Annotated in this window: 22 protein-coding genes; 12 read left to right on the plus strand and 10 right to left on the minus strand. The window is 55.4% G+C overall.

Going from position 1 to position 24,844, the window contains the following annotated elements:
* The first annotated feature begins 285 nt into the window (after positions 1-285).
* Entirely contained in the window at positions 286-663 is a 378-nt protein-coding gene (locus ACFO5Q_RS17330; protein ID WP_068144768.1) for a nuclear transport factor 2 family protein, read from the plus strand.
* Here the strand turns inward: ACFO5Q_RS17330 and ACFO5Q_RS17335 are convergent.
* From ACFO5Q_RS17335 to ACFO5Q_RS17370, 8 genes are read right to left on the minus strand one after another with little or no spacing between them, the layout of a single operon-like run.
* Positions 660-1,415, minus strand: coding sequence for a GntR family transcriptional regulator (locus tag ACFO5Q_RS17335; protein ID WP_068144771.1), 756 nt, complete (start codon positions 1,413-1,415; stop codon positions 660-662). The genes ACFO5Q_RS17330 and ACFO5Q_RS17335 overlap by 4 nt on opposite strands.
* Before the next feature lie 10 nt (positions 1,416-1,425).
* Complete coding sequence (locus tag ACFO5Q_RS17340) at positions 1,426-2,802, minus strand: Na+/H+ antiporter NhaC family protein (RefSeq protein ID WP_068144774.1); 1,377 nt, start codon at positions 2,800-2,802, stop codon at positions 1,426-1,428.
* A 59-nt stretch (positions 2,803-2,861) separates the two neighbouring features.
* The gene (locus ACFO5Q_RS17345; protein ID WP_068144777.1) at positions 2,862-4,358 is read right to left on the minus strand and encodes an aldehyde dehydrogenase; all 1,497 of its coding nucleotides are present in this window, start codon (positions 4,356-4,358) and stop codon (positions 2,862-2,864) included.
* A gap of 11 nt (positions 4,359-4,369) precedes the next feature.
* The gene (locus tag ACFO5Q_RS17350; RefSeq protein WP_068144779.1) at positions 4,370-5,749 is read right to left on the minus strand and encodes an aminotransferase; all 1,380 of its coding nucleotides are present in this window, start codon (positions 5,747-5,749) and stop codon (positions 4,370-4,372) included.
* A gap of 3 nt (positions 5,750-5,752) precedes the next feature.
* Positions 5,753-7,114 (minus strand): glutamine synthetase family protein, encoded by a 1,362-nt coding sequence (locus tag ACFO5Q_RS17355; protein ID WP_068144783.1) that lies wholly within the window; start codon positions 7,112-7,114, stop codon positions 5,753-5,755.
* A 41-nt stretch (positions 7,115-7,155) separates the two neighbouring features.
* Complete coding sequence (locus ACFO5Q_RS17360) at positions 7,156-7,908, minus strand: gamma-glutamyl-gamma-aminobutyrate hydrolase family protein (RefSeq protein ID WP_068144785.1); 753 nt, start codon at positions 7,906-7,908, stop codon at positions 7,156-7,158.
* A complete protein-coding gene (locus ACFO5Q_RS17365; protein WP_068144788.1) occupies positions 7,905-8,774 on the minus strand; it encodes a hypothetical protein in 870 nt (289 codons plus the stop codon). Before ACFO5Q_RS17365 ends, ACFO5Q_RS17360 begins: the two co-directional genes overlap by 4 nt.
* A gap of 33 nt (positions 8,775-8,807) precedes the next feature.
* A complete protein-coding gene (locus tag ACFO5Q_RS17370) occupies positions 8,808-10,097 on the minus strand; it encodes an NAD(P)/FAD-dependent oxidoreductase (RefSeq protein ID WP_231727127.1) in 1,290 nt (429 codons plus the stop codon).
* Positions 10,098-10,430: 333 nt separating this feature from the next.
* Between ACFO5Q_RS17370 and ACFO5Q_RS17375 the strand changes: the two genes are divergently transcribed.
* The 9 genes from ACFO5Q_RS17375 to ACFO5Q_RS17415 all read left to right on the plus strand — a co-directional run bounded on the left by ACFO5Q_RS17375 (position 10,431) and on the right by ACFO5Q_RS17415 (position 21,581).
* Positions 10,431-11,885, plus strand: a complete 1,455-nt coding sequence (locus ACFO5Q_RS17375; RefSeq protein ID WP_068144793.1) for an NAD-dependent succinate-semialdehyde dehydrogenase — start codon at positions 10,431-10,433, stop codon at positions 11,883-11,885.
* Position 11,886: 1 nt separating this feature from the next.
* Entirely contained in the window at positions 11,887-13,245 is a 1,359-nt protein-coding gene (locus ACFO5Q_RS17380; RefSeq protein ID WP_156431884.1) for a glutamine synthetase family protein, read from the plus strand.
* 7 nt (positions 13,246-13,252) lie between these two features.
* Positions 13,253-14,566, plus strand: a complete 1,314-nt coding sequence (locus tag ACFO5Q_RS17385) for an NAD(P)/FAD-dependent oxidoreductase (RefSeq protein WP_068144800.1) — start codon at positions 13,253-13,255, stop codon at positions 14,564-14,566.
* 4 nt (positions 14,567-14,570) lie between these two features.
* Positions 14,571-16,205: a tetratricopeptide repeat-containing sulfotransferase family protein gene (locus ACFO5Q_RS17390; RefSeq protein ID WP_068144803.1), complete on the plus strand. Its 1,635-nt coding sequence runs from the start codon at positions 14,571-14,573 to the stop codon at positions 16,203-16,205.
* 135 nt (positions 16,206-16,340) lie between these two features.
* Positions 16,341-18,680: a TonB-dependent receptor gene (locus tag ACFO5Q_RS17395; RefSeq protein ID WP_068144806.1), complete on the plus strand. Its 2,340-nt coding sequence runs from the start codon at positions 16,341-16,343 to the stop codon at positions 18,678-18,680.
* 84 nt (positions 18,681-18,764) lie between these two features.
* Positions 18,765-20,093: an aminotransferase class III-fold pyridoxal phosphate-dependent enzyme gene (locus ACFO5Q_RS17400; protein WP_068145159.1), complete on the plus strand. Its 1,329-nt coding sequence runs from the start codon at positions 18,765-18,767 to the stop codon at positions 20,091-20,093.
* Positions 20,094-20,107: 14 nt separating this feature from the next.
* Positions 20,108-20,380 (plus strand): hypothetical protein, encoded by a 273-nt coding sequence (locus ACFO5Q_RS17405; RefSeq protein WP_380084445.1) that lies wholly within the window; start codon positions 20,108-20,110, stop codon positions 20,378-20,380.
* Positions 20,377-21,363, plus strand: a complete 987-nt coding sequence (locus tag ACFO5Q_RS17410; RefSeq protein ID WP_068144812.1) for a threonine ammonia-lyase — start codon at positions 20,377-20,379, stop codon at positions 21,361-21,363. The genes ACFO5Q_RS17405 and ACFO5Q_RS17410 overlap by 4 nt, the downstream gene beginning before the upstream one ends.
* A gap of 104 nt (positions 21,364-21,467) precedes the next feature.
* Positions 21,468-21,581: an aa3-type cytochrome c oxidase subunit IV gene (locus ACFO5Q_RS17415; RefSeq protein WP_082719730.1), complete on the plus strand. Its 114-nt coding sequence runs from the start codon at positions 21,468-21,470 to the stop codon at positions 21,579-21,581.
* A gap of 71 nt (positions 21,582-21,652) precedes the next feature.
* Here ACFO5Q_RS17415 and hspQ read toward each other — a convergent pair whose 3' ends face one another.
* Positions 21,653-21,997, minus strand: coding sequence for a heat shock protein HspQ (hspQ, locus tag ACFO5Q_RS17420; RefSeq protein ID WP_068144815.1), 345 nt, complete (start codon positions 21,995-21,997; stop codon positions 21,653-21,655).
* A 183-nt stretch (positions 21,998-22,180) separates the two neighbouring features.
* Between hspQ and ACFO5Q_RS17425 the strand changes: the two genes are divergently transcribed.
* Complete coding sequence (locus ACFO5Q_RS17425; protein ID WP_068144818.1) at positions 22,181-24,013, plus strand: DUF885 domain-containing protein; 1,833 nt, start codon at positions 22,181-22,183, stop codon at positions 24,011-24,013.
* A gap of 178 nt (positions 24,014-24,191) precedes the next feature.
* The gene (locus ACFO5Q_RS17430) at positions 24,192-24,380 is read left to right on the plus strand and encodes a hypothetical protein (protein WP_068144821.1); all 189 of its coding nucleotides are present in this window, start codon (positions 24,192-24,194) and stop codon (positions 24,378-24,380) included.
* Positions 24,381-24,485: 105 nt separating this feature from the next.
* Here the strand turns inward: ACFO5Q_RS17430 and ACFO5Q_RS17435 are convergent, their stop codons facing one another.
* Complete coding sequence (locus tag ACFO5Q_RS17435) at positions 24,486-24,707, minus strand: DUF4170 domain-containing protein (protein ID WP_068144825.1); 222 nt, start codon at positions 24,705-24,707, stop codon at positions 24,486-24,488.
* Between the last annotated feature and the right edge of the window lie 137 nt (positions 24,708-24,844).

Raw genomic sequence — 24,844 nt, forward strand, 5'->3', positions numbered from 1 at the left:
CTAGAAAAATCCTCATTCGCGCAAACGCAAAAATGAGGGATCACTATGCAGCCGCGCTTGACACATAACACCGCTGCTTTTTTGTATTTTGGCGCGGGTTCTGTGCCTTCAGGCTCGGTTCGGCAGGCAGAGGTCGGTTTTAAAGGGGGCAGGGTGCGTATCTTGATGACTATTGCAGCCCGACAGTGTTCTGTGGAAATGGCGCCCTTGTGGCCTTCCTGCGCCTTTACAGGGGCTTTTGATCTCCAGATACTTATTTCGCCGCTCCCGTGAAGTGAGGTTTTTATGTCAGATGACAAATTGAAACGACAATTGCAGCTTCTTGAAGAAGCGCTGGCAGACCCGGAGGTGCGGGCGTCACGGTATGCGATGGCTTCGCTTTTGTCTGACGATTTTCGTGAGTTCGGCGCATCCGGGCGCGTTTTCGACAAGAAAACGATCCTTGGCCTTCTGGCGGATGAGCCAGATGGGGATAGCTATTTTGTTGAAGAACTAGAAGTGACAAGGCTTGGGCCAGACACAGCACTTGCGACTTACCGCATCCCGCCGCGCTGGGTGGCGGGCAAACAGAAACCCGCGTCGCTCAGAAGCAGTATCTGGCGCATGGAAGAGGGTGTCTGGAAGGTGCTGTTCCACCAGGGAACGCGTCAGCTGACTGACTAAACGGTTTTGGCAAGCTGGCGCATGTATGCCTTACCGGGCATGGCAAGGTTTTCGGCCTCGTCGCGGGTATAGCGTTCCAGAAGTTCCGTTTGGGTCATATAGCCTGCACCGTCGCGGATATCCGCCTCAATCGCGGCCTTCAGGCCAAACGGGTTGCGGGTTTCGATCGCCTTCATGATTTCGACATGACGGTCGGTCACATAATGTTTTTCAAGGTTGGCGAGCGCCAGCCGGTGAAGGGGCCCAAGTTGCAGCCAGACACGCTCGATCATCGGCATGGTCACGGGGTGCGGGTGCGCGAGATATAGCGCCCGGTGGAAGGCCTGGTTGCCAAGGATGATGCCTTGTGGGTCCGGGCCTTCGAACGCCTGGTTCTGCTCTTCATTGAGCTCCTTGAGAAGCTCAAGCCGCTCGTCTGTCACATATGGGAGCGCACGCTCGGCCGCATGCACTTCAAGCATGATCCGAAGCTCCAGCAATTCCGCCAGCTTGGCTGGCGTCAGGTCAGGCACGGTGATGCGGCGATTTGACTTCAATTCCAGCGCGCCTTCGCTCGTGAGCCGCCTTAGGGCTTCGCGAACCGGCATGGCTGATACATCTAGCATCTGGGCGATGCCGCGGATGGTCAGGGCACGGCCAGGCTGCACCTGGCCGGACATCACAGCGAACCGAAGCGCGCGATAAACCCATTCCTGCGCTGTTTCGTTATCTACGCGGTCCAGCCAGTCGAAATTGAAGTCGTCTTTGCTCATAGGCTCCTTCTTACGCAAGAATGGCAAAGCCAATCAAGGATAATAGCGCACCGACCACTGCAAACGGCAATTGCGACAGGGCGTGCTGGATGGGCGTGGTGCCACAGCTTTGGGCTGTCAGGACCGTTGCGTCCGCATAGAGGCAGGCGTGGCTGCCGAAAGTGCTGGCAGAAAGCGTTGCCCCGATCACGAGCGGCACATGGGCGCCTGTCGCCAGAGTCAGTTCGGCGATAACCGGCAGCGCGATCACAAACATGCCCCAGCTGGACCCGGTCGCGAAGGCAATCAGCCCCATCACGCCAAACACAATGAACGGCAGGGTTGATGCCGTCATGAAGGGCGTTGTCAGCTCAAGGATATAGTCAGTGAGGCCAAGCTGGTCGTTGATATCCTTCAGCATATAAGCCGCGAAAATGATCGCCAGTGCCTCGATCATCGTTTTGAAGCCGTCGATGATGGTGTTGAAGGTGTCGTGGTGATCCAGAATGCGGAGCCCGATTATCGCCAGCGTCAGAAGCGCCAGTGTGGCATAGGTGGCGGGCAGGAATTCCATATCATAATAGATGGTGAAGCCCACAAGCCCGGCGAGCGGCATGATGAATAGCCACACATTTCGGATTACGCCTTCCTTTTCCACAATGGATTCGTTTGATGCCTGAATATGTTCCGCGCCTGGCGGCACGCACTGACCAAACTCCTGCGCCCGGTATTCAGCCTTTTTCATGGGGCCGATCAGCGGGAACTTGCCCGCAGCCACCAGCGGCACGATCAGAAGCGCAATCCATGCATAAAGCATGTAAGGAATGCCTGAAATATAGGTCCAGATGCCTTCGCCTTCGGCTGCCAACCCTGTATCAACCAGGAGAGCAGAGAAGAACACTCCCCACGTGGAAAGGGGGATGAGCACGCTTACCGGGGCGGCTGTACTGTCGATCACATAGGCCAGCATCTCGCGGCTGACGCGGTATTTGTCCGTGATCTTGCGCATGGCGGCGCCTGCGGTAATGGAATTGAGATAGTCATCGACAAACAGCGCCACACCCAGCGCCCAGGTTGCCATGATGGCCGTGAAACGGCTGGTGACCCGTTTGGTGACGATGTCGACAAAGGCAGCTAGTGCACCGGTTCGGATGAAGAGACCAATCAGACTGCCCATGGCCCCGCATACCAGGATAACCCAGATCAGGTCATCGTCTGCAAGTACGCGCATGGTTGTTTCGGCGGTGACAGTGACGAAATCGCCACCGTTCAGCATGATGATGCCAACGACAGCCCCAATGATCAGCGCTTCAATCGGACGCTTGATGGTAACTGCCAGAACAAGAACCACAAGTGTGGGGATCAGCGTGAGTATGCCGTGATGGCTCAGGTCTGCCGCTGTTTCCATTTAATCGTCTCTCCAAAAAAGTAGGGCGCAGCCTGTTGGCTACGCCCACTATGGTTTGCTTATAGCTGCACCCAGGTTGTTTTCAGGTTGGTGTATTTATCAAGCGCATGCAACGATTTATCGCGCCCGAAACCACTTTGTTTATAGCCGCCGAACGGGATTGACAGGTCCCCGGTCGGATCCCAGCAGTTCACCCAGATGGTGCCGGCCTGTAGGGCGCGAGCCATGCGGTGAGCGCGGCTGATATCCTTGCTCCACACGGCGGCAGCGAGGCCATAGATGGTGTTGTTGGCGATCTCGATGGCTTCTTCTTCGCCGTCGAACTCGATCACAGCCAGAACCGGGCCAAAAATCTCTTCCTTGGCGATGGTCATTTCTGGCGTCACGCCGTCAAAGATGGTTGGCTGAATGAAGTAGCCGCCGGTCTCAGTACGGGCAGCCGCGCCACCGGTCGCGAGCTTGCCGCCATCCTTGCCTGCGGTCTCGATATAGCTGAGGACACGACTGTACTGGCTGTCGTCCACGATGGCGCCCAGGTTGGTCTTGGGGTCAAGCGGATCGCCCGGCACCCAGCCTTTGGCGGCTTCAAGCACCTTGGCCATGAACTCGTCCTTGATCTTCCTGTCAACGAGCAAGCGGGAGCCTGCAGTGCAGACCTCGCCCTGGTTGAAGAAGATCGCGCCTGCAGCGGCTTGTGCCGCAGCGTCCAGATCAGGGCAATCGTCCATGATTATGTGCGGGCTTTTGCCACCGCACTCAAGCGCAATACGCTTAAGGTTCGACTGGCCGGAATATTCCATGAAATATTTGCCAACCTGGGTCGAGCCGGTGAAGGCCAACCCGTCCACATCCATATGAAGGCCAAGCGCCTTGCCTGCGGTGTGGCCAAGGCCTGGCACCACGTTGAAGACGCCAGCCGGGATGCCAGCCTCTTCAGCAAGGTCTGCGATCCGAAGCGCTGTCAGGGGGGACTGTTCGGCTGGCTTCAGTACTACTGAGTTACCGGTCGCGAGCGCTGGGCCCAGTTTCCAGCAGGCCATCAGAAGCGGGAAGTTCCAAGGCACCACGGCCGCGACGACCCCGATTGGCTCCCGCGTGATCATGGCAAGGGCGCCAGGATCGGTTGGGGCGATTTCATCCAGAACCTTGTTGGCGGCTTCGCCGTACCAGCGGATCGAATTGGCAGAGGCCGGAATGTCGATGCTCGTCGCGTCAGAGATGGGCTTGCCCATATCCAGTGTTTCAAGAACCGCCAGTTCATCCGCATGCTTTTCAATCAGGTCCGCCCAGCGGATCATTACTTTGCCGCGCTCTGTGGGGTGCAGATCCGCCCAAATGCCACTTTTGAATGCCTTGCGGGCAGCGGCTACAGCCATGTCCACGTCTGCCATATCGCATGAAGCGACATTGGCCAGGACCTTGCCTGTTGCAGGGTTGATGGTCTCGAACGTCTCGCCTGAGGCCGCGTCTACGCGCTTGCCGTCGATATAGGCCTGGGTGTGGATCCTGGCGTCCTTGGCTTTCGCCTGCCAGTATCCGAGTGTTTTATCTGTCATGGTAAAACTCCTTACATTACGCCGATTTCTTTGGCTGTCAGGTCCAGCGCAAGGCGCGCCTTTTCAACCAATTCATCAATCTCATCATTGGTGATGATCAAAGGTGGGCACAGGATCATCGAATTGCCCACATGGCGCATGACAAGGCCGTTATTGAAACAGTGTTCACGGCACTTGAAACCAACATCCAGTTCATCAGGGAACAGTTCCTTGGTTTCCTTGTTTTTCACCAGTTCTATGCCGCCCAAGAGGCCCACAGTACGTATCTGGCCGACAAGCGGATGGTCAGACAGTGTCTCCAGCTTTTCACGGAAATATGCGATGCGGGCTTTGGCTTCGTCTGTGCCAACAAGGCCCTCGCGTTCCATGATCTCGATGTTCTTGAGCGCCACGGCACAGGCCACAGGATGGCCGGAGTAGGTGAAACCATGCACCATTTCTTCATCGCTTTTGGCGATTTCATGGGCAATGTCGCCGCCCATCGCCACAGCTGAAATCGGCTGATAGCCGGAAGAAAGGCCCTTGGCCATGGTGATGATGTCTGGCTGGATGCCATAGTAAGTGGAGCCGAACCATTCGCCTGTGCGGCCCCAGCCGGTGATGACTTCGTCGCACCACAGGAGGATGCCATACTTGCGGCACAGGGCTTCAATGCGCGGCCAGTAGCCTTCCGGTGGCGGCATCATGCCGCCTGCGCCCATTACTGGTTCGCCAACGAAGGCGGCCACATTTTCAGGGCCAATCTCAAGGATTTTGTCCTCAACGGCTTGGACGCACTGGTCGCAGAACTCTTCTTCGCTCAGATCGCCGCCGAACTTATAGTGGTGCGGTGTCGGGCCCACATGGTGGATGCCCTCGATCGGCAGGTCGAACTGCGGGTGCATGCCCGTCAGGCCTGAAAGCGATGCCGCAACAGTGGTGGAGCCATGGTAGGCCCGCTCACGTGCAATGAACTGCTTCCGGTTTGGTTGGCCCTTCAGGTTCCAATAGTATTTCACCAGCTTGTATGCGCTATCAACCGCTTCGGAGCCGGAGCAGGCGAACAGAACCTGATTGATATGGCCCGGCGTCTTTTCGGCGATCTTGGCCGCAAGCTCGGTCGCGTATGGGTTCGACGTCATGAAGAAGAGGTTATAGTAGCTCAGACCGCGCATGGCTTCTGCTGCAGCCTGAACCATTTCTTCATTACCGTAACCGATCTGGGCGCACCAAAGGCCAGCCATGCCGTCCAGGATTTTCTGGCCTTCGCTGTCTTCCAGATACACGCCCTTGGCACCTGTGATCATGCGCACACCGCGTTCACGCAGGCCCGGGTGGGCGGTGAAGGGATGCAGGTGGTGTTCCGCGTCCTGGCTTTGCCAGAACTTGGTACGATTGCTTAATTCAGTCATAACTTACACCGTCAGTAGGAGGTATTTCGTTTCCCAAGGGCTCAGAACCGATGAATAGCTGTCGTATTCCATTTCCTTGGCGTCGAGATAGGTTTCCACAAAACCTTCGCCGAAGATGTCGCGGATGGCCTTGCTCCGGCGCATGTTTTTCATGCCTTCAAGGAAGTGCCTTGGCAGGGCCTTGCCGCGCGCTTCATAGGCAGAGCCTTTGAATTCCGCCGATGGCTCCAGGCCTTCTTTCATGCCCAGATAACCACAGGCCAGCGATGTCGCGATGGCGAAATAAGGGTTGGCGTCAGAACCGGCGATGCGGTTTTCGACGCGGCGACCTTCCTTCGGGCCACCCGGCACACGAAGACCCACTGAGCGGTTCTCACGGCTCCAGTGCGTGTTCGTTGGTGCCGACCAGGCCATGGAGAAACGGCGATAACTATTCACGAATGGTGCGAACAGCGGCATGGTTTCATGCAGGTATTTCTGCAGGCCAGCAATGTGGCTCAGGAACAGGTCGGAATGGCTGCCATCTTCATTGGCGAAGATGTTCTTGCCTGTCTTGATGTCTACCACAGATTGGTGGATATGCATGGCGCTGCCATAGCTGTCAGGGTAGGGGCTTGCCATGAAAGTGCAGAACATGTTGTGACGGATGGCGATGGCCCTGAGGATGCGCTTGAACAGGAACGACTGGTCAGCAACCTGAAGGGCAGGCCCATGGGTCACGTTGAACTCGAACTGGGCTGGCCCAGCCTCGTGGATCAGTTCGTCCACATCAATGCGCTGAGCTTCACAAGCGTCATACACGTCATCGAAATAGGCCGCATATTCATCCAGGCTGTCGATCGAATATGGGGCGGAGCCCACATCGCGACGCCCTGAAGCGCCAACCGGAGAAATCGGAAGTGATTCAACGTCTTCCTGGCGATCGATCAAGTAAAACTCGAACTCTGGAGCGACGATTGGCTGCCAGCCTTCGTCCTCATAAAGCTTGAGGACGCGCTTCAGCAATTGGCGCGGCGAGAACACGCAAGGGTCGCCGTTTTCAAGCTCTGCATCGCAGATAACGGCGGCAGTGGGTTCAGGTTGCCACGGTGTCATGCACAGTGTGTCCAGGTCCGGCATCAGGATCACATCCCGCTCGGTCTCAGACAAATGATCATTCAAGGCATAGTCGCCTGTGATGGTCATGCCGAACACAGTTTCTGGCAGCTTCAAACCACGGGACTTGAGGCCCTCGATGAATTTGACGCGCGGCATGGATTTACCGCGGGCAATACCCGCGTTATCTGCCACCATACATTCGATATCGTCGATATTTTCGGCTTTGAGCCAGTTGTCCAGCTCTTCGATGCGCTTTGCATCATACATAGATCACCTATGCAGGGCCCATTACTGGGCCGTGTCCTTCTCTATAAGGTTCTGTTGGTCTTATGCTCGCGAACGGCATTGCCGAACGCGTTAAAGATTTTGGTGGAAGGCGCATCTTCCCAGGCCTTCCATTCCGGGTGCCACTGGACTGCCAGGGCAAAAGCTTTTGCGCCGTCAACGGAGACGGCTTCGATTGTTTCGTCATCGGCCAGGGCTTCGACGCTCAGGCCAGGTGCCAGGTCGCGGATTGCCTGGCCGTGCACTGTGTTGACCATGAATTGGCTTTCGCCGGTAACACGGGCCAGCAGGCCACCTTCGGTGGTTGAGACAGAGTGCGCGTGGCCATACTGGACTTCCACTGGGGCGTTCTTGTCTTCCCGGTGATCCATGCGGCCTTCAATCTCGTGGACGCGCGGGTAAAGCGTGCCACCCAACGCCACATTCAGTTCCTGCAAACCGCGGCAGATGCCCAGCATGGGCACACCAGCCTTCAGCACCTCGCCAACAAGGGCAAGCGTGTTCTTGTCGCGCCGTGGGTCTTCATGTTCGCCGTCAGGCGCTGCTGATTCACCATAATGGTGGCGCTGGATATTGCTGTAGCCTCCGGTGAACAGAATACCGTCCGCGATGGCAAAGATGTCTGCCGCAGCGATCGGGTCTTCAAGTGCCGGGATCAGCACAGGGGTGACGTCAGCGCAGCGCACCAGGGCCTGGATGTATTTGTCCCCCACCTGGTGGTAGACATGCGGGCCTTGCTGGCTGGTATCGCAAACGATGGCAACAACCGGCTTCATGCTGCTTCTCCTTTATTATGCGCTTCTTCATCTTCATCTGCAGGATGGGCTTCATGCCATTTGAAGAGGTTCAGCTCGATGAAGAAGAAGGCCAGGATCCAAAGGAAGGCGTCCCAAAAGCCCATGAAATCACCAAGGAATGCCCAATAGGTACAGCAGGCAATCAGCGTCAGATAAAGAACAGCCTTCAGGATACCGTTCCATTTATAGAGCTTTTCCGTCAGTTCGCCGCGAAGCTGCAGGAAGATATCCACCCAAAGCACAAGCACAATCAAAAGCCAGGTTGACGCGTTTATCACGTCAGTAACGGCCAGTTCTTCAAGGTACAGGAGGTTTTCTTTATCTGTCAGCGCGTTATAGTCGGCGTGGAAAAAGAGTGTGGATGAATCGATGCTGCCGCAGTTTTGCGCTGTCAGTTCGACAAACTCATAAAGATCAAGCGCCAGCGACGATACAGTGCCAACCGCCTGACAGGCGGTTCCAGCTGCATATGGCATGAAGTTCATGACCTCATTCATATGGTTTATGTACCCAAGAAGGGCCTGTGTAATCAGCACATAACAGACGCCGGCGACTAAATTGAGGCCCCATTTTACAGGGCCCTTCAGCTTTTCATCGGGGATGATATAGGTCTCAAGCTCGAAGGTCAGCAGCAGTACCAGCCAGGCGAAACTGTCCGTGGACTGGGAGAAGGCATCGACCAGGATGCCAATACCAACCCCATCAGGGAAGCGAACGGCAGCGGCGATATACTCTTCGCGCATGAAATAAACGAGATTGATAAAAATGAGCGTGTAGATGGTATATTTGAACACCTGAAACAGCGTTTCTGGCTTCAACCCCAATATCCGTCGCTCTGCGGTCATTGATAAATTCCCCACTTCCCACCTAAGCCTTTTCTATATACCGAGTTTGTCCCGCATCGAATACCACCAGCAGCCAAGGGTGCTTAACGGTACACTAAGAAGCTGTCCTCCGGGGAAGCTTCTTGCGGGCATGCTTGCAAACACATCGAAATGTGTCGCATCGCCGTGCAGTGCATGGGCGACAAGACGTCCCATCATATGGGAGCTGGTGACGCCGTGACCACTGTAACCATGGGCGAAATACGTCCCGCTGCCAAGCCGGCCAACATGCGGCAGGCGCGACCAAGTTAGTGCGATATTGCCCTGCCAGCCAAAGTCCACCTTCAAATCCTTTGTCGCCGGGAACAGGCGTTCCATGTTCGGGCGCAATGCTTTTTCAACGTCGGCGACATCTTCGCCGCCATAAACTGTGCCGCCACCAAACAACAGGCGCTTGTCGGCTGTCAGGCGAAAATAATCCAACACATAGTTGGCATCCTCGACGCACATATCAGTCGGCAGAATGTCATTTGCCATTTTATCGGAAAGCGGCTCGGTCACAATGATTTGCGTGCTGGCAGGCAGGATTTTGGGGTAGAGCTGTTTCACGGTTTTTCCGAGATAAGCATTACCTGCAAGCACGACATATCGGCTGGTGACCGAGCCGCTTTCCGTGTGCACAACAGGAGTAGCGGACTGGTGGTCCACTTCTGTTACGCGTGTTTGTTCAAAGATGCGGGTGCCCAAGCCTTCAGCAGCCTTGGCTTCGCCCTGTACCAGATTAAGGGGGTGGATATGGCCGCCCTTGTGATCAATCCAGCCACCGACATATTTATCGGTACCCACATGATCGCGGATCGCGTGGCTGTTCAGAATTTCAATGCCGTTCCTGCCGCGTGACGCCCACATGTCCCTCACTTCGGTCATGCCGCGCAACTGCTTTGTGGAACATGCAGCAAGCACGGAACCGTATTTAAGGTCACACTTGATACCGTAACGGCTGACAAGCTCGCGGATCACGTTGCCGCCTTCAAGCGCCAGGGATGCAAGTGCTGTCGCGCCTTCTGGGCCAACGGTGTTTTCAATATATTCGATTTCACGGCTGAAGCCGTTGATGATCTGTCCGCCGTTTCGGCCCGAGGCACCCCAGCCAACCTTGGCGCCCTCAAGAATCACAACGTCATAACCGAGTTCAGCGAGCGTCAGGCCTGTAACCATGCCTGTAAAGCCGCCGCCAACGATGCAGACATCCGCTTCGATGTCGCCTTCAAGGGCGGGGCGGTTCTTCGTATCATTAGCGGTCGCGGCATAATACGAGCCGGTATGTTCAGTATGTTGCTGCACAAATACACCTGTTAGCATAGAGGGGTGACTGGGCCCTTAGGCCGATAACTTGCGAATAAAGTGATCACATTTTTGAAAATGGGTCAAGTGAACTTTTAAAATCCCGTTTAAACAGCAGGATAAAGGGGTTTTTAGCCGATATGGCCATGATTCAATGTGGCTGATTGAGTAAAAATGGCCCAGCCGTGTTGACACTAATCTCATTTTGTGATCACATTGTCTCGTGCCTAGAGAGTTGCCGCTGCTGGTACCGTGGACAAAATGTTCCGAGTAATTCGTTCAGGTTGCCGGGCAGCGGCGCTTCCTCTGGGTATAGAAAAGTGGGATTTTGAAATGAAACTGAGTGATCATTCCTTATTGAAGGATAAGGGCTATATTGACGGTTCCTGGGTGGACGCGCAGTGTGGTGAAACATTCGACGTGAAAAACCCGGCGACGGGTGAAGTGATTGCAACGCTTCCCAATATGGGAGCGGTTGAGACGCGCGCGGCAATCGAGGCTGCTGAGGCTGCCTTTGCAGATTGGCGTGGCCGAGTGGCTGCAGAGCGCTCCCGTATTCTGAAAAAATGGTATCAGCTCATTATGGATGCGCAGGAAGACCTGGCGCAGATCCTGACGGCCGAAATGGGTAAGTCACTCGCGGAAGCGCGTGGCGAAATCGCTTACGGCGCCAGTTTCATTGAATGGTTTGCAGAAGAGGGCAAGCGCGTATACGGCGATGTGATTCCGCAGCACCAGGCCGACAAGCGCATCATTGTGCTGAAGCAGCCAATTGGCGTTGTGGCGGCTATTACGCCCTGGAATTTCCCGAATGCGATGATTACTCGTAAAGTTGCGCCGGCGCTAGCTGTTGGCTGCCCGGTTGTGGTGAAGCCTGCGGCGGAGACGCCGCTGTCTGCACTTGCGCTCGCTGAGCTTGCAGAACGCGCAGGCCTGCCAAAAGGTTTGTTGAATATCATTGTGGGCAAGAAATCCCGCGATATTGGTGGTGAGATGTGTGCCAACGAGACGGTGCGCAAGCTGACCTTCACTGGCTCCACCGAAGTTGGTCGGGTGCTGATGCGCCAGTGTGCGGACGATATCAAGAAGGTGTCGCTGGAGCTTGGCGGCAACGCACCGTTCATTGTGTTTGATGATGCGGACATTGATGCCGCTGTTGAGGGCGCCATGGCGTCCAAATACCGCAATTCCGGCCAGACCTGCGTGTGTGCCAACCGCCTGTATGTGCAGGCCGGTGTCTATGACGAATTTGTTGAAAAGCTGGCTGAAAAAGTCACGGCCATGAAGGTTGGCGACGGCACCGAAGAAGGTGTGGTGCAAGGGCCGCTTATTAACGAGGCGGCCATTGAAAAGGTCGAAGAACATATTTCGGATGCACTCGGCAAAGGGGCTGCGCTGGTGACGGGTGGTTCACGCCATGCGCTCGGCGGCAGCTTCTTTGAGCCGACTATCCTGCGGGACGTCACGCGCGAGATGAAAGTCGCGCGCGAGGAAACATTTGGCCCTGTAGCGCCTGTGTTCAAATTTGATGACGAAGCCGATGTCGTGGCCCAGGCCAATGACACGGAATTTGGCCTTGCCTCCTATTTCTATGCTCGCGACCTGTCGCGGGTATGGCGGGTGGCTGAGGCGCTTGAGTACGGCATGGTCGGTATCAATACTGGCATCCTGTCAACAGAAGTGGCGCCGTTTGGCGGCGTTAAACAGTCCGGCCTGGGGCGCGAAGGTTCGCGCTACGGGATCGAGGATTATGTTGAAGTGAAGTATCTCTGCATGGCGGGAATTTAATGTGAGTAGTGTAAGTATGCCAGTTAGTGAGGAAATAAAGTCCTTCATGAAGGACAATCCGGATATTGAAGTAGTGGAAGTGCTGATTGCAGATATCAATGGTATCTTCCGCGGCAAGCAGATGCCTGCCTCCGGTCTCAAGAAACTGGCAAAAAATGGTGTTCCGTTTCCAATCACCACCACGTTCCTGACTACGAACGGCTCGAATGCGGAATATACGCTTGATGAATACGGCAGTGACCCTGACCGCATCTGTATGCCGGTGCCGGGTACGCTGAAACGCGTTCCCTGGGCTTCGCGTCCGACCGCTCAAATCCAGGTCACCATGCAGAACAGTGACGGTACGCCTTTCTTTATGGACCCGCGTGCCGTTCTGCAGCGGGTGCTGGCGCGCTATGCCGAAAAGGGCCTTCGCCCGGTTATTGCGCTTGAATATGAGTTCTTCCTGTTCGATCGGGGTTCCATTCCGCCGGTGCCAGTGTCGCCGCCGAACGGTATGGCGGCCGCAAGCGGCGCCAATTGCTACAATATGGACGTCTATTATGACTTCGAAGGCCTGATGCAGGAAATCGAGAATGATTGCCGTGCCCAGGGTCTGGATGTCATTGGTTTGGTTTGCGAATACGGCAATGGCCAGTTCGAGGTGAACCTGCAGCACACGTCAAATGTAGAGAAGGCCTGTGATGATGCGCTTCTTTTGAAGCGAGCTGTTAAGGCGGTGGCGCTGAAGCACGGTCTGTTGGCAAGCTTCATGGCCAAGCCGATTTTTGACGAAGTTGGTAACGGCCTTCATGCGCATGTAAGCGTGCTGGACGAGGACGGTAACAATATCTTCGCGGGCGAAGATGGTGAGGAACTGTTGAAGCATGCGGTGGGGGGGCTTCTTCGCACCATGCCGCAGGCAACTGCTTTCTTTGCGCCAAACGCCAATAGCTACCGCAGATTCGACCCAGACTGGTTTGCGCCGGTGGTGCCAAACTGGGGTGAAAACAACCGCCGCCTGAGCGTGCGACTGCCGCTTTCCGATGAAGCAAATCGCCGGTTTGAACACCGTGTTTGCGGCGCAGATGTGTGCCCGCATCTGGTGGTGGCAGCAATCCTTGCGGGTGCTTTCCACGGACTTCGGGACGAAACCGACCCAGGAGAGCCTCTTGGCGAGTTTGATCTGGTAGATTTTGACGGGGTTCTGCCGCCACGCTGGCGCATTGCGCTGGATGTGCTGGAGAAAAGCAAGATCATGCGCCGCTATCTGGGCGATGACTTCGTAGATTTGTACCTGCAGGTGCGCCGGTCGGAGGAGGAGGAATTCCACCGTCAGATCAGCACCGCCGATTATGAACAGTATTTGAGAATTATCTAGAGGCCTTATGCGTATTCGCGATTCCATCCATAGTGACCAATTGCCGCCATCTTATTATACGGCGACCTGCAATGACCTTGAGCCTTTTAGCCGCCTAGAAGGCAATATGAAGGTTAATGTGTGTGTTGTCGGGGGCGGTTTCACTGGCGTTGCCGCAGCGCTCCACCTTGCCGAGCGGGGCTTCGAGGTTGCGCTCGTGGAACAGAACCGCATTGGCTGGGGCGCCTCTGGCCGCAATGGTGGCCAGGTTATCGGCGGCTATGGGCCGGAGCTGTCTAACCTGTCCAAGATCGAGAAGGTTTTTGGCAAGGATAACGCGCGCGCAGCCTGGGAAATGGGTGTTGAATGTGTCGACATCATCAAGGATTGGGTTGCCAAATACGATATCGACTGCGACCTGAAGTGGGGCTATTTCGACGCTGCGATGAAAGAGCGCGAAATGGACGAACTGAAGGAGGCCATGGATACGCTGGTCGGCTTTGGTTATGAGCCGGAGCAAAAGGTGATCGGTGCCGACGAAGTAAAGAACATCGTAGGCTCTGACCGCTATATCGGCGGTGTCACCAACATGGGATGGGGGCATTGCCACCCGCTTAATCTAGTGCGTGGTGAAGCTCGGGCTGCCGAAAAGCTCGGCGTAAAGGTTTTTGAGGACGCGCGTGTCGCCAATATGGACTTTCAGGAAGGCCACACCATCATTGACATGGGTACTTGCCGCATCACCGCTGATATCGTGGTGCTGGGCGGCAATGCCTACCTGGGTCGTTTGGTGCCAAAGCTGGCGTCACGCGTGCTGCCGGCCGGCAGCTATATTGTCGCAACGGAGCCGCTCAGCGATGAACAGGTGGCAAGCATTTTGCCATCAGATTACGCTGTGTGCGACCAGCGCTGGGCGCTGGATTATTTCCGCCTTTCGGCCGACAAGCGACTGCTGTTTGGTGGCCTTGCGACATATTCGGGGCGCCACCCGCGTGACATCGTTGCAGCCGTGAAGCCCAATATGCTGAAGGTGTTCCCGCAGCTGGAAGACGTGAAGGTCGACTATAGCTGGGGCGGTTATATGGGCATCGGCCTGAACCGTATCCCGCAGGTTGGCAGGTTGAATCCGAATGTTTATTTTGCCCAGGCCTATTCCGGCCATGGTGTGGCAGCAACGCACATGTCGGCAAAATTGATCGCCGAGGCGATTGCAGGACAGTTCGAACGCTTTGATATCATGGAAAAAATCAAGCATCCTCCATTCCCTGGGGGGCAAATGTTTGCCCAGCCCCTGCAGGCTATTGGTATGGCCTATTACCGCATGAAGGACGCATTGGGATAAAGTCATGGCTTCAAACACCGGCACCATTGGAATGAAACCAACAGGCGCTGCCCCTCGCGAGATGGGGCAGGCGGATGTGGCTAAATTCCTGCGCCGGGGGTATCAGGCGTTGATGCGCCGGGATTTCAAGGAAGCCGGTGGTTGCTGCAATCTGGTTCTGAAATACCATCCCAAGCTTTTAGAAGCCCATTTCCTGGTTGGACTTGTTGGGATTGAAAGCGGTGACTGGATAACCGCGCGCCGGGCCTTCAAGAATGTTGTTTCGCTGAATGACAAACACGCCGCTGGTTGGGCCCAGTTTGCGCGCTGCTGTGCAAAGATGGGCCAGTTTACCATGGCGGAAAAGGCTGTCCGCCACGCTGAAGAGAACGCCCCCAAGGACCCACTGGTGTTGGACGTCATCGGCAATGTTCACAGTATTCTTGGCGATCAGAAAACGGCGCTGGAGTGGTTCGACAAGGCACTGGCGGGTGCCGGTTCCGCCTTCTTTGAGTTGAGCCGCGCGAAAGCCCTGACATTCCTTGGGCGGCTTGAGGAAGCGGCAGAATCTCTTGGTAAAGTGCTGGCAGAAAAGCCTGATGATGGTATGGCGCACTGGATGCTGGCGCGTCTGGACAAGGCGGCTGACGACAGCCACGCCAGGACCATGAAAGAAATAGCAGATCGCCTGCCTACCGGACACCCGAGCCACGCGTTCCTGAACTATGCCATCGGCAAGGAATATGAAGACCTGGAAGCCTGGGACGAAGCGTTCGCGGCTTACGATGCAGGAGCCCGGGCGCGCCGCGCGTCTGTTCCATACGATGAACAGGCTGAGATTGAGCTTTTTGAAGCCCTGGAGCAGACCCTTGATGAAGAATGGCTCAGCAGTGTGGGTGAGGGGGCGTCAACTGATGCCCCAATTTTCATTGTTGGCCAGCCACGGACCGGAACCACGCTTGTGGAGCGGATCATCACAGCGCACAGCGATGTAGATTCAGCGGGTGAGCTGCAACAGTTTGCCATGGGGATCAAGCGCCAGCTTGAGATGAGCTCGCCCAAGCCGATGACGGCCGACATCATCAGGGAAACACCGAAGCTGGACGCAAAGGCCCTTGGAGAGCTGTATCTGGAGACGACCAAATCTGTGCAGCCAGATACCAAGCGGTTCATCGACAAGATGCCTGTCAACTATATGTATTTGCCGCTGATTGCCGCGGCACTACCGAACGCAAAAATCATTCATATTGTGCGCGACCCGATGGACAGCTGTTTTGCAAGCTACAAGCAGCTGTTTGCCGAGGCCTACTATCATTCCTATGACCAGGCAGAGATGGCGCGCCACCATGTGCGATACCGCAGGCTGATGGACCGCTGGCGCGACCTGCTTGGTGAGCGCATCCTGGATGTGCGCTATGAGGACGTGGTGCAGGACCTGGAGCCGAACGCTCGCCGCATCATCGATTTTCTGGGCCTTGATTGGCAAGACGCCTGTGTGGATTTCCACGAACAGGATGCTGCGGTGACGACCGCAAGTGCCGCGCAGGTGCGCGAAAAGGCCCATACCCGGTCTGTTGGCCGGTGGAGGAAATTTGAAAAGAATCTGAGCCCAATGATGAATGAGCTCAAGAACGCCGGGCTTGAAGTGGAGCCCATTTGAAACTGGGTGGCAGCGCGGCAATGGGGCCGCAAGCGCACCTTAGGTTAAACATGAGAGCAACAGGTTTGGAGACGGAACATGTTGCTTAACACACCCCGACCCCCGTCGGGCAATTCCTTAGGGGAGGAGCAGAAAATGAAAACTGTCCATCGAACCCGCAATCGGGCCTTGGCCACAGGTGCGTCACTTGGCGCAATCCTGCTTGCCAGCGGTGCCGCATTTGCACAGGATTCCGATAGCAATACATTGTCGCTTGAGGAGATTGTGGTAACGGCGCAAAAACGTGCCCAGTCCACGCAGGATGTACCTGTTTCCATCACGGCCTTTGATGCCAACTTCACAAAGCGTGTGAATTTGGATGATGTGAAGGATCTGGTGAAGTTTGCGCCTGGTTTTTCCGGCGACAGTAAAGACAGCTTCATCGACTATATCAACATTCGCGGTATCTCCACGAACGACTTCGGCGTTGGCGGCGATCCATCCGTTGGCTTCTTCAAGAACGGTCTCTATCAAGGTCGGAACGGTGTGGTTGTAACCTCCATGTTCGATATGGAGCGCGCGGAAGTGTTGCGCGGTCCGCAGGGCTTCCTGTTCGGCCGTAACGCCATCAGTGGCGCTGTCAGCCTGCATACGCAAAAGCCGAATTTCGACGATAATGACGGTTATGTAGAAGTTGGGCTTGGCGAGCGTGGCATCTTTGAAGCTGAAGGCGCTATTAACCTGCCAATGTCAGACAATTTTGCCCTTCGTCTCGCGGCTTACCACAGCGAAGAGAACGGCTATGTCGATAACACGGCCAGGCCAAATGACGACAAGCTTGTAGCCCATGACAAGTCTGCCTTCCGGGCGACGGCTGCTATGCGCGGTGAGAGCTGGGATGCCACTGTCATGGCGGAATATGAGGACCGTGACCAATCTGGTTCCATCTACCGTCTTATCCGCGATGACGTGCCGGAGAATGACGGTTTCTCCATCGTCCAGCACCTGAAAAATGTACTGGGTGAAGAGAATGTGCTGCCGGGCGGCAACAAACGCGATGTGGGGGCCGACCAAAAGCTTGGCAACTATGACCGCGGTGAAGTCCTGTCGCTGAGCGCGGAGATCAACGTGGACCTTGAGTTTGCCACCCTGACATCCATGACGGGATACAAGGACCACGACTATGAGTATGCCGAAGATTTCGACGGCATGCCGATTGGCTTCAACGACTATGGCCAGATCCAGAGCGGTGACTATTTCGAGCAGGAGCTGCGTCTCGTATCGAATGGTGACGGCCCGCTGAGCTGGTATGCCGGTGTTTCTTACTATAAGGAAAACATCGATGCGCACTTCGATCAGCGTGCTGACGAAGAAGTCATGTGCCTTGTTTACTATTACTACAGCTGTTCTGAAGTGTTTGCCTACTATGAGTGGGGCGAGTTCACGCCAAACGCTGTTGGCCTTCTGGAATCGAACGATGTTACCGGCAGCTATGAAGGTTGGGGCGCATACCTTGACCTGACCTATGCTGTTAGCGACAAGTTCGAAGTAGGTATGGGCCTGCGCTACAGCAAGGACACCAAGGAATTTGGCAACAACATCCTGCCAGTGGAAAGTGAGCTCGGACCGTTCTGGGCATTCGGTGTTACCACTGACGGCTTCGTGACTGGCAAGCATTCCTGGGATGATTTCACCCCACGCTTCGTAGCGCGCTATCGCCCGAATGACGACTGGATGATCTATGCCAGTGCCACGCGTGGCTTTAAGGCAGGCGGTTTCGGCAGCTTCGCCGTTGAAGCGGACGATGACGATGTAAATGATGATCTGGTGGCCGAAAACGCGACGCTGAACCAGTTCGATCCGGAAACCGTTTGGTCCTATGAGGTAGGCGTGAAAGGCGACATGTTCGACCGCCGTATCCGCATGGACATGAGCGTTTACCACTATCGCTACAAAGACCTGCAGTTGAACTATTTCGACAAGGGCACGCGGGTAACCAACGTGGGTAAAGTGAAGGCGACCGGTATCGAGGGTACTGTTCAGGCGATCCTGAGCGAGAACTTCGACCTGTTCCTGTCAACGTCCTACAACGATAATGAGATCAGCAATGTTGATCCGGTTGTTGCTGAAGGTGTCGACGGCAATACGCTGCCGGGCACGCCGAAGTTCACCTTCGCAGGCCTGTTGTCTTACCACCAGCCGATTGGTGACGATGGTGAGATCAACGCGTCCATCGACTGGCGGACCCAGACCAAGACCTATGGCGGTCTCGATAACATCGACCTCTATGCCCAAGAAGGTTGGTCTGACTTCTCGGCTCGCGTGGGCTACGAAAGCAACAGCGGCTGGCAAGTTGTGGCCTATGTAGAGAACATCTTTAACCGCATGTATTATGACGGCACCGCCGAAGGCGGGGATTTCTTCCCTGGTCATGGTTTCGGTATCAGCCGTCCGCGGACGTTCGGCGCCCGGTTTACCTATCGCTTCGGCAGCTAGGACTGACGCCTAACTGGTTGTAATTAAAAGAGTATCATTTTGTTGGAGAGGCCTGCGGGCCTCTCCTTTCAGATGAGGTGTGTCATGAATGACCAAAGTAAACGAGTGAATGACGACTTGGCCGCCTATTGGATGCCATTTACGCCAAACAAGGATTTCAAGGCCAACCCGCGCATTCTGGAAAGCGCGGATGGGCTATATTATAAAACCAGCGACGGGCGCCAGGTGATCGACGGATCATCCGGCCTTTGGTGCTGTGCGCTTGGCCACAACCACCCGAAGGTAGTGGAAGCCATCAGGGAACAGGCCGGGGTGCTGGATTATTCCACGGCCTTCGCGTTCGGGCACAAGGGTGCGTTCGAACTTGCCAACATGCTTCGGGACACCATGCCGGGCAGCCTGGATCATTTCTTTTTCACCAACTCGGGCTCTGAATCGGTGGATACCGCGCTCAAGATCGCAATTGGCTACCACCGCTTGCGTGGTGAAGGCCAGCGCACGCGGCTGATCGGCCGGGTGGGCGGCTATCACGGTGTGGGCTTCGGCGGCATTTCCGTTGGCGGCATGGTGAATAACCGCAAATTCTTCGGCTCGCTGTTGCCGGGCGTGGACCATCTGCCGTTCCCATATAATCCGGATACCATGTCCATGAGCCGGGGCCAGCCTGAAGGCGGCATGCATCTGGCGGACGAGCTTGAGAATATCATCGGCCTTCATGACCCCAGCACCATTGCGGCCGTGATCGTTGAGCCGGCTGCTGGTTCCTGTGGCGTCTATATCCCACCGAAGGGTTACCTTGAGCGGCTGCGTGAGATCACTAAGAAGCACGGCATCCTCTTGATCTTTGATGAGGTGATCACTGCATTTGGGCGTCTTGGTTATGCTTCTGCATCCGAGCGTTTCGGGATTGAGCCTGATCTGATGACCACAGCGAAGGCCATCAACAACGGCGCTGTGCCGATGGGGGCAGTGGCCGTGCAAAAGGAAATCTACGATACCTTTATGGACGAGACCAAAGCCGGTGTGGAGCTGTTCCACGGCTATACCTATTCTGCCCACCCGCTTGCGGTGGCGGCGGCTATTGCCACGCAGAAGGCCTTTAAGGAAGAGGGCGTCTATGAAAACGTCCGTGCGCTCAGCGGCTATTTCGAGGACATGGTCCATGATCTTGCCTCTGCCGATACGGTCACGGATGCCCGCAACCTGGGCTTCATGAGCGCGATTACATTCGCCCATAAGGACGGTACGCCGATGAAGCGGGCTGGCGAGATTTTCCAGCGTTCTTATGAAAATGGCCTGAAGGTTCGGATGAGCGGCGACCATATCGCGATCGCACCGCCGCTCAATATATCCAAATCAGATATTGACAAGATCGGTGAAATCATGCGGAAAACCATCAACGAGGTTGGTTAGTATCGCGAGATTTCATGGTCAGAAAACATGTCAAAAGGGTAATGCCCGCCACGCGCATCGGACGCATTGTGGTGGGCATTCTTCTTATTATCGGCGGCGTGCTGGGCTTTTTGCCTGTTCTTGGCTTCTGGATGATCCCGCTTGGTTTCCTCGTGCTTTCGGTTGATTTCCCGGCGGTTCGCCGGTTTCGGCGGAACCAGGAAGTTAGACTCGGGCGTTGGTGGCAAACGCGCAAGGCCAACCACAAGAAAAGGCAAAAAAAGAAAAGCGAGGAGACACCTGAATGACATATGCGATCAGCTATGACGATATTCTAAGTGCTGCCAACCAGATAGCTGGTGTGGCGGTGCGAACGCCCCTGATAGAGAGCCCTGCGCTCAACGACCGTGTAGGCGGCAGAGTGTTCATCAAGCCGGAGAACCTCCAGCGCGTAGGGGCCTTCAAGTTTCGTGGTGCCTACAATCGCCTCTCACGCCTGACGGATGCAGAAAAAGCCTGTGGTGTTGTGGCTTTTTCAAGTGGGAACCACGCGCAAGGGATAGCGCACGCGGCAGAGCTGCTGGGCATTAAAGCAACGATTGTCATGCCTAAGGATGCACCCGAGCTGAAGCTTGCCAACACGCGCGGCTTTGGCGCTGAAGTAGTGCTTTATGACCGCTATAACGAAGACCGGGAAGCGGTTGCCGGGCGTGTGGTGGGCGACAGCGGCGCGACCGTTGTGCCCCCCTATAACGACCCTTTCATCATGGCCGGCCAGGGCACTGTGGGGCTGGAAATTGCCCAGGACCTTGAGGCCATGGGCGTGACGCCGGACCAGGCGGTCATCAACTGCGGTGGTGGTGGTTTGTGCTCAGGGGCCTATATGGCGCTCTATAAGCATTTTCCTGAACTGAACGGTTATGTGGTTGAACCCGAAGCCTTCGATGACGTCACACGGTCGCTTGAAAGCGGCACGATCGAACAGGTGGATTTTGGTGCGCGGTCCGTGTGCGACGCCTTGTTGACGCCAAGTGCGGGCGACTTGACGTTCCCGATCATGAAAGACCTCGGGCTGAAGGGAATTACCGTGTCGGACGATGAGGCGCTGGACGCTGTGGCCTATGCAGCCATTCGCATGAAGCTGGTGGGCGAGCCGGGCGGCGTTGCGTCGCTTGGGGCACTTCTGTCTGGCAAGTTTGAGGCCAAAGACAAGACCACGGTGGTGGTGATTAGTGGTGGTAATATCGAACCAGCTCAGCTTCAGGCGTGTCTTGAAAGAAGCGTGACATAAGGTCGCGGATAGGGCTTGGCCTCGGGCGCTGGTTGCGCTATAGAGCGGTCGAGATGGTTTGTTAAGGGCACCGGGACAGTGCCAGTCAATTGGAGCGAGATACAATGATGGATATCAACGAACAGGAACGCACCTTCGATGGTTTCATGAAAGCAATGGTACGGGGTACTGCTGCTGTCGTTGTGCTGATGATCTTTCTGGCGGCCTTCGTTGCCTAAGGCGTGAGCCATACCCAATAAAAAAGCGGCCAGATGGCCGCTTTTTTTTATGCCTGGCCTTGATGGCCTCCTTAGTGGCGAGGAATAGCCTTCAGCTCATACTGCCCCTTTTCAAGGTGGCCGAACAGCTCGCCAACATCCGGGTGATTGACAGGCTCATCTGAATCGTCTGCGACCAGGTTCTGCTGCGAGACATATGCCTCATAGCTCGAATCCTCATTTTCCGCGAACAGGTGATAGAAGGGCTGTTCCTTGGCCGGGCGGATCTCCGCTGGAATGGATTCCCACCATTCCTCGGAATTGGAAAATTCTGCATCCACATCGAAAACCACGCCACGGAACGGGAAATAGCGGTGCCGAACCACCTGGCCGATCGTAAACAGAGGGTTTTTCGTTACTTTTGGATCATGCTGCATTTTAGCTTACGACTCCTTTACTGAAGCGTCAGATAGGCATCTCAAGCATCTTTGTCAACAAAGCTTGCAATTTATCGCACGCGGGGGTCACTCTAGCGCACAGAAGTTGGCAAAAGCTTACCAAGCCCTAAGAAATTTACGTTTTTTATTGGGGCAGCGTGAACATAACAATAGGGAGGTATCATGCTTCGTAATACCGTTTCATCTTTCGCACTTCTGCTGGCGCTGACGGCCTGCGAACCCGCGAATGACACTAAAACCGCGCAGGAAGGTCAGGCCACTGAACAGGTCCAGGACGTCAATGCGCAGATCACAGCTTTCTTTGACGAAGCCATGAAGGCTCGTCTGGCGCTCAACCCACTGATGGCTGAACGTCTGGGCGATCGCAGCAACAACGATAAATGGCCGGAACTGACCGACGCGGCTGAAGACGAACAGCTGCAACTGATCAAGGATCAACTGGCCACGCTGAGGACCTTCAATTTCGACAGCCTGAACGAGAAAAACCAGCTCAGCTACCGGATTTTCGAGATCACGGCCGAGCGTTCGATCGAAAACGACCGCTGGCGTGACTATGGCTACCCCGTCAACCAGATGTTCGGTTGGCAGACAGGCATCCCAAGCCACCTGATGACTGTGCACCGCATCACAAATGTGGATGACGCCAAGGCCTACATCGCGCGCCTCAATGGTGTGAACACGCTGATGAGCCAGCTTGTTACATCACTTGAAAAACGGGCAGGCATGGGCATTCAGGCGCCGCAGTTTGTTTATCCTTATGTGATTGAAGCGTCTGAAAACCTGCTCAAAGGAACGCCTTTTGATGACAGCGGCGAAGACAGCGTGCTGCTGGCCGATTTCCGCAAGAAGGTGGCAGACCTTGAGATTTCAGAAGCCGAGCAGGCCGCACTGGTTGATGAAGCATCAGCCGCCCTGTTGGCGGGTGTGAAGCCTGGCTATGAGGCGCTGGTCATGGAGCTCAAAAAGCTTCAGGAAACAGCCACGACCGATGATGGTGCCTGGAAGTTCCCTGACGGCGATGCCTTCTACGCGCAGGCACTGAAGAATATGACAACCACCGACATGACCGCCGACGAGATTCACAATGTGGGTCTTGAGAATGTGGAGCGGATCCATACGGCCATGCGCGAGATCATGGACAAGGTTGGCTTTGAAGGTACGCTGCAGGAATTCTTTGAATTCACGCGTACTGACGAGCAGTTCTTCTATCCGAACACAGAAGAAGGCAAGGCGCAGTATCTGCAGCAGGCCCGCGATATTATCGACGGCATGCGCGCCAAGGTGCCTGAGTATTTCAGCCTGACACCAAGAGGCCCGATGGAAGTGCGGGCGGTTGAAAAGTTCCGCGAGGAATCTGCCGGCAAGGCTTTCTATAATCGCGGCGCGCCGGATGGTTCCCGCCCGGGTATCTTCTATGCCAACCTGCGAGACATGAGCTTCATGCCGATCTACCAGCTTGAAGCGCTTGCCTACCACGAGGGCATTCCAGGACACCATTTCCAGATCACCATCAGTCAGGAACTTGAAGGCGTGCCGCTGTTCCAGCGTGTTGCGCGTTTCACGGCTTTCTCCGAAGGCTGGGGCCTCTATACTGAGGAACTGGGCAAGGACATGGGCTTCTACGAAGATCCATATTCTGACTTTGGTCGTTTGGCAATGGAACTATGGCGTGCCTGCCGTCTGGTTGTGGACACAGGTATTCACTCAAAGAAATGGACCCGTGAACAGGCGATTGATTATCTTGTTGAGAACACGCCAAACCCACGGGGCGACGCCGTAGCGGCAATCGAGCGCTATATCGTGATGCCGGGGCAGGCGACTGCCTATATGGTTGGCAAGCTCAAAATCATGGAGCTCCGCCAGAAGGCCATGGATGAGCTGGGCGACAAGTTCAGCTTTGCTGGCTTCCACCAGGTGGTGCTTGAAAATGGTGCGGTTCCACTTTCGATCCTTGAGGAGAATGTGGACGCCTGGATTAAGTCATTGAAATCCTGAAATTAGTCCCCATATAGGGACTATCTCTTGCGGCGGTGCCACGTCTGTGGTGCCGCCGTTTCTATAAGTGTCACGTCACGGAGCTGTAAGGCGGCTGTCAAAAAACTGCCTTCAAGCTGCGATATACAGGAGAGCACAATAGAAAGAATTGAAAGCGAGTGAATGAATGGAAGATAGAATGAATAATACCATCAATAATGAAGGCCTTCACAGGCTGGTCGCACATGAACTGAAGCGGATGCATCCCACGTCCCGCCAGGAAGCGTACGACAAAATGATCGGCCGTTTGGGGGTCTATGACCGCCAGGGCGATGTGATTGAAGCAGGCGTTCGCGCCTATTTCGACGGCGCGGCAGCCGCGCTTTAGGCCGGTTGATCGCCACAGGCGATCCCAATGCCTTCAACCTTCAAGGGCCCCACTTTCATGCAGGGCCCAAGATTTACAGAAAATCTGCTGATATAAGCCCGGAGTTTACTCTTCGGGCTGCAACAGCTTGTGCAGGTGCACGACCACATATTTGGTCATCGCATCGTCAACATTGGCCTGGCTGACACTGCGCCATGCGGCTTCTGCTTCCGTGTAACTTGGGTAAATACCCACGATGTCGACCTTATTGAGGTCCGCAAACTCGAGTTTTTGAGGGTCGGTCACCTGTCCGCCGAAGACAAGGTGGAGAAGTTGTTGTTCAGCCATAAGTTACCATCCTGTTGCGTTTGCTCGGGCAACGATCCTGCCGTACTCGTTGCAAAATTTTTCTGCAGTCAGCAATGTGAAAACATTGATTGTGCGCGCGGCGTTTATTTAGCAAACTCGCAGCAAAACACCACCTT

Source organism: Kordiimonas lipolytica, from assembly GCF_042651265.1.
Classification (GTDB): domain Bacteria; phylum Pseudomonadota; class Alphaproteobacteria; order Sphingomonadales; family Kordiimonadaceae; genus Kordiimonas; species Kordiimonas lipolytica.